This is a genomic window from Streptomyces sp. NPDC093586 (assembly GCF_044764905.1).
Taxonomy (GTDB): domain Bacteria; phylum Actinomycetota; class Actinomycetes; order Streptomycetales; family Streptomycetaceae; genus Streptomyces.
On the sequence record NZ_JBIWJA010000008.1, the window covers coordinates 216690 to 224582 of the forward strand.

6 protein-coding genes are annotated in these 7893 nt (G+C 72.1%); 2 read left to right on the forward strand and 4 right to left on the reverse strand.

The features are described 5' to 3' along the window. Window positions 1–71: 71 nt before the first annotated feature. On the reverse strand, window positions 72–368 hold the full coding sequence (locus ACIRFH_RS12170; RefSeq protein ID WP_403519489.1) for an STAS domain-containing protein: 297 nt from the start codon (window positions 366–368) through the stop codon (window positions 72–74). After that, on the reverse strand, window positions 368–4537 hold the full coding sequence (locus ACIRFH_RS12175; RefSeq protein ID WP_403519490.1) for a SpoIIE family protein phosphatase: 4170 nt from the start codon (window positions 4535–4537) through the stop codon (window positions 368–370). The genes ACIRFH_RS12170 and ACIRFH_RS12175 overlap by 1 nt, the downstream gene beginning before the upstream one ends. Window positions 4538–4771: 234 nt before the next feature. On the opposite strand from ACIRFH_RS12175, the gene ACIRFH_RS12180 reads away from it, so the two are divergent. Then, complete coding sequence (locus ACIRFH_RS12180) at window positions 4772–6100, forward strand: PP2C family protein-serine/threonine phosphatase (protein ID WP_403519492.1); 1329 nt, start codon at window positions 4772–4774, stop codon at window positions 6098–6100. Then, the gene (locus tag ACIRFH_RS12185) at window positions 6097–6456 is read left to right on the forward strand and encodes an STAS domain-containing protein (RefSeq protein ID WP_403519494.1); all 360 of its coding nucleotides are present in this window, start codon (window positions 6097–6099) and stop codon (window positions 6454–6456) included. The genes ACIRFH_RS12180 and ACIRFH_RS12185 overlap by 4 nt, the downstream gene beginning before the upstream one ends. A 586-nt stretch (window positions 6457–7042) precedes the next feature. Here the strand turns inward: ACIRFH_RS12185 and ACIRFH_RS12190 are convergent. Both ACIRFH_RS12190 and ACIRFH_RS12195 read right to left on the reverse strand, forming a co-directional pair. Continuing rightward, window positions 7043–7477: an ATP-binding protein gene (locus ACIRFH_RS12190; protein WP_403519496.1), complete on the reverse strand. Its 435-nt coding sequence runs from the start codon at window positions 7475–7477 to the stop codon at window positions 7043–7045. A 230-nt stretch (window positions 7478–7707) separates the two neighbouring features. Further along, window positions 7708–7893: sigma-70 family RNA polymerase sigma factor (locus ACIRFH_RS12195; RefSeq protein WP_403519498.1), on the reverse strand; the 186-nt coding region annotated here is incomplete at its 5' end.

Consider the following 7893-nt stretch of genomic DNA (forward strand, 5'->3'; position numbering starts at 1 on the left):
CTCGCGATTACCCCCGTTCTCGCAGGTGAGACCTGCCCGTTCCGTCCGCCGCCCGTCGCCGCGCTCGGCTCTCAGGGCGTGTCGAGGCCGTGCACGGTGGTCAGGTCGGCGAGCCCCGAGATGCTCAGGACCGGGGACAGCAGCGGCGTGGCGATGAGTTCGATGCGGTCGGTGTGGGTGAACAGCACGCTCAGACCGGCGCTGTCGAGGTACTCGACGGCCGTGAGGTCGATGACGAGAGGGCCTTCGGTCGTCTCGATGGCCGCGGCCAGGGTGTCGGTGTTGCTCATGTCGATCTCGCCGACGACCGTCAGCAGCGTCGCGCCGTCGGGACGCCGGCTGGGGGTGAGCGTGAGCGGGGTGGTCATCAGGCGATCCTCGTGTGCATGTCGACGGTGGTCCCGGCCGCGCCGGAGGTGATGGTGACTTGTTGCATCAGAGCGCGCATCAGGGCCACGCCTCGCCCACGATGGGTGTTCAGGTCGGGCCGGGGTGTCTTCCACCGGCCGGTGTCGGCGACGGTCAGGCGGAGATCGTCGACGAGGGCTTCGGCCCGTAGCCGGACCGTGTCTCCGGGGGCGTCGCGGTGTCCGTGCTCGATGGCGTTGGCACAGGCTTCTCCCGCGGCCACCAGGACGTTCTGGACGGTATGGGGTGGCAGCTCGCACTGGTCGAGCCAGCTGCGCAGGGCTTTGCGGACCGGTGCGAGCTGGGACGACTCCGCCGGGAAGGCCACGTCCAGCGGTGCCGGGTGCCGGTACAGCAGGAGGGCCACGTCGTCGTCGTAGCCGTTGGTGGGTGCGAGGCGTGTCATGACCTGGGTGGCGAGGTCGTCGACGGTGGCGTCGCGGCCGTCCTGGACGGCCTCGCCGGCCTGGTCGATGCCGACGGTCAGCGGGCGGCGCCGGCGTTCCACGAGGCCGTCGGTGTACAGCAGGAGGGTGGCGCGTGCGGGCACGGTGCAGGAGCCTTCGGGACGGTGCCTGCCGGGGCGCACGGCCAGGGGGACCGAGCGTCCCTCGTCGAGGAGCCGGGTGGTGCCGTCGGGGTGGGTGAGGATGCCGGGCGGGTGTCCGGCGCTGGAGTAGGCGAGGTGGCCGGTGTCGGGGTCGAGGACTGCGCAGAAGACGGTGGTGCACCTCGCGCCGGGGAGGCCGGCGGCGAAGCGGTCGAGAGCCATGAGGGTCCGGGCGGGGCTCGCGTCCTGGAGGAGCAGGGCGCGGCAGGCGCTGCGCAGTTGGCCCATGACGGTGGCGGCTTCGAGACCGCGTCCCACGCAGTCGCCGACGACGATGCCGATGCGTCCGTCCTGGAGCCGGACGGTGTCGTACCAGTCGCCGCCGACCTCCAGGGGCGGGGTGGCGGGCTCGTAGCGGACGGCGAAGCCGTCGGGCAGGTCGGACGGGCCGAGGATGGCGCGTTGCAGGGCGATGGCCGTCTCGCGCTGCTGGTCGATCTGGTGGGCGCGGGCCAGCCCCTGGGCCAGCTGACCGGCCAGCAGGGACAGCAGCAGCTGGTCCTCACCGGTGAAGGGACGATGGCCCCCGAGGTCGATCCACACCACCATCGTCCCCTCGGGGTGATTGACGGTGATGCCCGCGCCCGTGTCGTCGTCGACCGGGGTGAGCAGGGGCTGGTCGAGCCAGGCGGTGAGCTTGTCCCGGCGGTCGGCGGGCAGGTCCTGCCAGCGCAGACCAGGATCGGTCGCGGTCACGGACGGTTCCTGACCGGACGCGGCGACGACCGCCACCACGCACTCGGCCCGCCACAGGTGTTTCAGCTCGTCCAGGACCCCCGCCAGCGCCTCCGGCAGGCTGGTCGCCTGGGTGAGCCGCATGCTCAGGGCGGCCTGGGCGCTCTTGCGCTGGATCGCGTAGTGCTCGGCGGTGACGTCGCGGAAGGTGCCGACGGTGACCTGGCGTCCGGTGTCGGGGTCGTGGGCCTGGTTGAAGGTGGCCGTCACCCACAGCCGGCGCCCGTCGCGATGGCTGACCGGGATGGTGCAGGAGCCCCGGGGACTGCCCAGCAGTTGGGCGAAGGCGTCGTGGACCTGCCGGCGGGCTTCGGGGTCGGTGTCGGCGTCCGGCCACCAGGGGTGCACCGGCAGGTAGGGCAGGCCCTCGGGACCGTAACCGAGGATGTCGGTGAAGGCCGTGTTGATCTCGATGACGGCACCGTCCTCGTCACAGACGAAGAAGGCCTCCTGGAGGGAGTCGATCAGGGCGCTGCGCCAGCGGGCCTGGTGGTTGCGCAGCCGCGCCAGCTCGATGCCGGCCCGCACCCGGGCCAGGAGTTCGGCCGCGGCGAACGGCTTGACGAGATAGTCGTCGGCGCCCGCCCGGAGCCCCTCGATGGACGCTTCCTGCCCTGCCCTGGCGGACAGCAGCAGCACCGGCACGGAGGCGGTCCGCGGATCGGTGCGCAGCGTCGACACCAGGGCGAGGCCGTCGAGGCCGGGCATCATGACGTCGCTGATCACCAGGTCGGGAGCGTCCTCCCGGACGGCCCGCAGGGCCGCCGGTCCGTCGTCGACGGTGTCGACCCGGTACCCGACGCCGTGCAGGAGGCGGGTGAGGTACCCGCGCATGTCGGCGTTGTCGTCGGCGACCAGGATCCGCGCCGGTCCGGCCGGGCCGGCGATGTGCCCGGCCGGACCGGCGCCGGCCACCGCCGCGGCCGCCCGCTCCTCGGCGTCGGCCGCCCCGTCGGGCAGCCAGCGCAGCGCTTCCACGAGATAGGGGTCGGCGGCGGACCCCACCCGGCTGTCGTCGGCCGGCACGAGAGCGGCGGGGGGAAGGTGGGCCGAGCCGAACGGCAGGCGGACGGTGAAGCGGGTGCCCTCGCCCTCGGTGCTGTCGGCGGTGATCGTGCCACCGTGCAGGGCGACCAGTTCCTTGACCAGGGCCAGCCCGATGCCGCTGCCCTCGGTGGAGCGGGAGCGGGTGGTCTCGATCCGGTGGAACCGCTCGAACAGCCGGGGCATCTCCCGCGCGGGTACGCCGATGCCCGTGTCGGCGACCTCCACGACGGCGTGGGTGTCCTCGCCGCGGACCGTGACGCGGATCGAACCGTCGAAGGTGAACTTCAGCGCGTTGCTGAGCAGGTTGAGGATCACCTTCTCCCACATGCCGCGGTCGACGTACACCTCGTCCGTCAGCGGCGGGCACGCGATGTCGAAGTCCAGACCGGCCTTGTCGACGGCGGACCGGAACACGCTGGCCAGCTCGGCCGTGACCGCGGCCAGGTCGACCGGTTCGTAGCGCGCCTGCATCCGGCCGGCCTCGATGCGGGAGAAGTCCAGCAGCGAGTTGACGAGCTTGCCCAGCCGCAGCCCGTTGCGGTGGATCGCGTCCAGCTCCTCCCGCGCCGGCGCCTCGGCGTCCGCCAGGCGTGCGCGCAGCTCCTCCAACGGCCCCATGATCAGGGTGAGCGGGGTGCGGAACTCGTGGCTGATGTTGGAGAAGAAGGTGGTCTTGGCCCGGTCCAGCTCGGCCAGCTCCTCCGCCCGCCGCTGCTGCTCCTGATAGCTGCGGGCACTGGCGATCCCGGACGAGAGGTGGCCCGCGACCAGCTCGACGAAGCCGCGGTAGCCCTCGTCCAGCACGCGGTACCGGTTCAGTCCGGCCACCAGGAATCCGTACGGTGCGTTGCCCGACTGCGGCAACGGCACCGTCAGCGCCTGCACGGGCGGCTCCGACCAGCCCCCGGTCGGCAAGCCGGCGAACGGGGCGTCGTCGAGCGGCACCAGCACGGACTCGCCGCGGGCCGCCTCTTCCAGCGGCCAGACGCCCCCGGGGCCGGGAGCGGGCAGGGTGCCGGGGGCGGCCGGGTGCCCGGCGGGCATCCCGGTCGTGCCCGCGAGCACCGCGGAGCCGTCGGGCTGAAACAGGTACGTCAACGTGAACGGCAGATCGTGCGGGTTGCGGCCCAGTTGCTGACCCGCGAAGGCCAGCATCTCCTGTTCGGTGCGGACCACACTGAGGTCGGACCCCAGGTCGCGCAGGGTCGCCATCCGCCGCTCGCCGAGGACGCGCTCGGTCTCCTCGCTGACCACGCACAGCATGCCGACCACCGCGCCGTCGTCGTCGCGCAGCGGGCTGTACGAGAAGGTGTGGTAGCTCTCCTCCGTGTAGCCGGACCGCTCCAGGAACAGGAGCAGCCCCTGGTCCCAGGTCGCCTGACCCGTGGTCATCACGGTGTCGATCCGGGGGCCGATGTCGTCCCAGATCTCCGCCCACACCTCACTCGCCGGACGGCCCAGCGCCCAGGGGTACTTGCGGCCCAGCGTGTCCCGTCGGTAGGCGGCGTTGCAGAAGAACGTCAGTTCCGGGCCCCATGCCATCCACATGGAGAAGCGTGACGACAGCAGGATGCTGACCGCCGTCCGCAGACTCTGCGGCCACTGTTCCGGGGGGCCCAGCGGGGTCGACGCCCAGTCCACCGCGGCAAGGTCCGGGCCGACCTCCGCCTCGGCGGCGAACACGCCCGAACCGGCCGCCGTCGCCGACCCGTGCTCACCGTCCTGCGCACGCGTCACTGGACGCCTCCCACTCTTCCCCCTGCCCACCGTCTGTCGCGCCGGGTGGCGGACAGCGCTCGCGTCGTCTCGGACGCGGCACGTTCGGACCCGGTCCGACGGCCTCGTTCCACGAGGTCGTCGCGGCTGGACTTGCCCACGGACGCTGACAGCTTCGTAGGATAAGCCAGGCCCGACCGGGTACCTCATCCGCAGACTGCATCACGTACGGACGCACAGCAGGGAGCAGTGAGGATGGCGACGAGTCCGCTGCAGGTCCCCCTGCCACGGGCGTCCGACGAGAGAAAGCGCCTCGACGCGGTCCGGCGCTACCAAATCCTCGACACGCCGCCGGACGGCGCGTTCGACAGGATCGCGGGCCTGGCCGCCCGGATCTTCGACGCGCCCATGGCCACGGTGGCGATCGTGGACACCGACCGGGTGTGGCTCAAGGCCACCCACGGACTGACCGGCGTCACGGAGTTGCGCCGCGACCCCGGGCTCTGCTCCTCCGCCATCCTGCACGGCGAACCCTATGTGGTCACCGACGCCGCGACGGACGCCCGCACGTACGCCAACCCCCTGGTCCAGGGCGGCATCGGCGTCCGCTTCTACGCCGCCGCGCCGATCACCACGGCCGACGGACAGCGTCTGGGCACGGTCGACGTCTTCGACACCCGGCCGCGCACGCCGACCGAAGCCCAGCTCGACGCCCTGCAGGACCTGGCCGCGCTGGTCATGGACGAACTCGAGCTACGCCTCTCGGCCATCCGCACGGTCGCCGCCGAACGCGACCGGCGTACCGAGGCCGAACACCTCGCCCGGACTCTGCAGCGCACCCTGCTGCCCCCGGCCCTGCCGACGGTCCCCGGCCTCCAGGCGGCCGCCGCCTACCACACGGCCTCCCCGCACGAAGTCGGCGGCGACTTCTACGACTTGTTCCCGCTCGACGACGGCCGCTGGGCCTTCTTCCTCGGGGACGTGTGCGGCAAGGGCGCCGAGGCGGCCGCGCTGACCTCGCTGACCCGCTACACCCTGCGCGCCGCCGCCATCTACGACCCCGACCCGTGCGCCGCGCTGTCCAACCTCGACAGTGTCCTCAAGGGCGAGTACCAGGGCAGCGATCCCCGCTACTGCACGGCGGTCTTCGGCGTGCTGCAGCCCCTGGCCGACGGCTCCTTCGGCGTCGCTCTCGCCGGCGGCGGCCATCCCTCGGCCCTCGCGGTGCGCGTCGACGGCAGGGTGGAGCCGATCTCCACCGCCGGCGGCCAGCTCGTGGGCATGCTGCCCGCCCCCCAGTTCGTACAGACCACCACGCGGTTGGCACCGGGCGAGAGCCTCCTGCTCTACACGGACGGTCTGACGGAAGCGCGCACCCCGGACGGCACCATGCTCGACGAGGACGGGCTCACCCGGTACCTGCTCTCCACGTACGCCCACGCCGAGGACCGCTCCGCCGACGGTTTACTGGCGTCCGTCGAAGCACTCCTGCGCCGTCTGGGCGACGGCGTCAGCGACGACACCGCTCTGCTCGCCCTGTCCGTACCCGCACAGCCCGAACCCCCCACTCAGGAGAAACGGTGACCGAGCCCGAACGCCTGCTGACCGTCGTCCCGCGCCCCACCCCCGCCGGTCCCTTCGTCCTGCAGGTGACGGGTGAGCTGGACCACCACAGCTCCCCCATCCTGACGCGGGCCGTCAAGGAGGCCCCCTTCGACAGCGCTGGTGTGATCATCGACCTGTCCGGGCTGACCTACTGCGACTCCACCGGGATCACGGTGCTCATCACCGCCTATCAGCGGTCGCAGGCAGCCGGCTCACCGCTCAGCCTCGTGGGCGTCAAGCCGGATCAGATGCGTGTCTTCCAAGTGGTCGGACTCGACCAGGTCTTCACCTTCCACGCCACCACCGAGGAGGCCGTCTCCGCCCTGCAACGCTGAACCCATGGCGTCGCGTTCCCCGCCCCGGTCGTCACCGACCGGGAGTCCTCACGTGACCGGCGGCCTCACCGCACCGGCCGCGCCGAGACGGCGACCCGACCCGCCGGGGACTCGTCCGCAGCGGCTGCCAGGAGTCCTGGCCACCACGGGGCCCTTCCGCCTCAAAGGACTCGAGCAGCAGGACTGCGTGCCGGCGGTGACCACGCCCGCCGACATCGGCCTGCTGCGCCAGACACTCGGGAAGGCGTCCGGGCAGGCCGAGTCCGTCGGCACCGACGAGTGGTACCGGGCGTCCGGACGCGTCCTCGGTGCCTGCGACCGACAGTCGGCCGTCGCACCGGCGCGGGCGGACACCGGCAGGTCCGTGTCATCGGCGTGCCTGTCCGGCACGCGGGGACACGCTGAAGACGGCCGAGCGGTCCCGCCACGAAGCCGCGCTCGACGTCGCCTTCGCCCACTGCCCGGCCTGGATCGTCCGTCAGCTGTACGACCTGCTCGAGGTCCGCACCGACCAGGGCGGTACGGTGGTACGCCTCCACGGCAGCCCCGTCCGGACGGCAGGCCCCGGCGCCCCGGTCCGTAGCACCTACCGTGGCACCGGTCGCTCACCGGGCCGGTCCGTCTGACGCCCGGCGCGGAGCGACTCTTCCAGCGGGATACGCGCGGTCACACGCTTGCCGGCCGCTTCCTGCTGGACGACGACGTCCTGGCTCAACGCCGCGACGATCTCCAGCCCGTGCTGGCCGACCCGCCGGGGATCGGCGGACCGGCGCCTCGGCAGCGTCGTCTCGCCGTCCCGGACGGTGACGGACAACGTGTCCTCGGCCAGAACCAACGACAACCCTATGGGCCCGGAACCGTATTTGACCGCGTTGGTGACCAGCTCGCTCACCACCAGCTGTGCTGCCTCCACCACCTGGGCCGTCAGCGTCGGCCCCCCTCCGTTCTGCGCCTCGTCGAGGAAGCGGAGCGCGGAACTCCGCGCGTCGGCGACGCGGAAGGCGTGTCGCTCGAAGGTCACGGACAGCGTCCGCGGACCGCCACCGGCAGGTATCTGCCGGAATCGTGAACCGTTCAGCTCGAACTCACCATCCCGCACGACCGTCGCGTGACTCCCCCGTGGAGCACGGAACGCTGACACATCCCTCTCACCAGTACGCCTGACGCACCGGCGATGGTTCCCGCGCAGCTCGGCCACCGTGTGCGCGGTCGGCACGGCCGGAACCGGTCGGAGTGTCCAGCGGCCGCCGCTCACTGCGTGGTGAGCATGCCTTCCCGCAGCCGGGCCAGCAGGCGCGAGATCAGCCGGGACACGTGCATCTGGGAGACGCCGAGGCGTTCGCCGATCTCCTTCTGGGTGAGTTCCTCGACGAACCGCCAGTGGATGATCCGCCGGTCGCGTTCGTCGAGCTCCGCGATCATCGGGGCCAGGGCGTG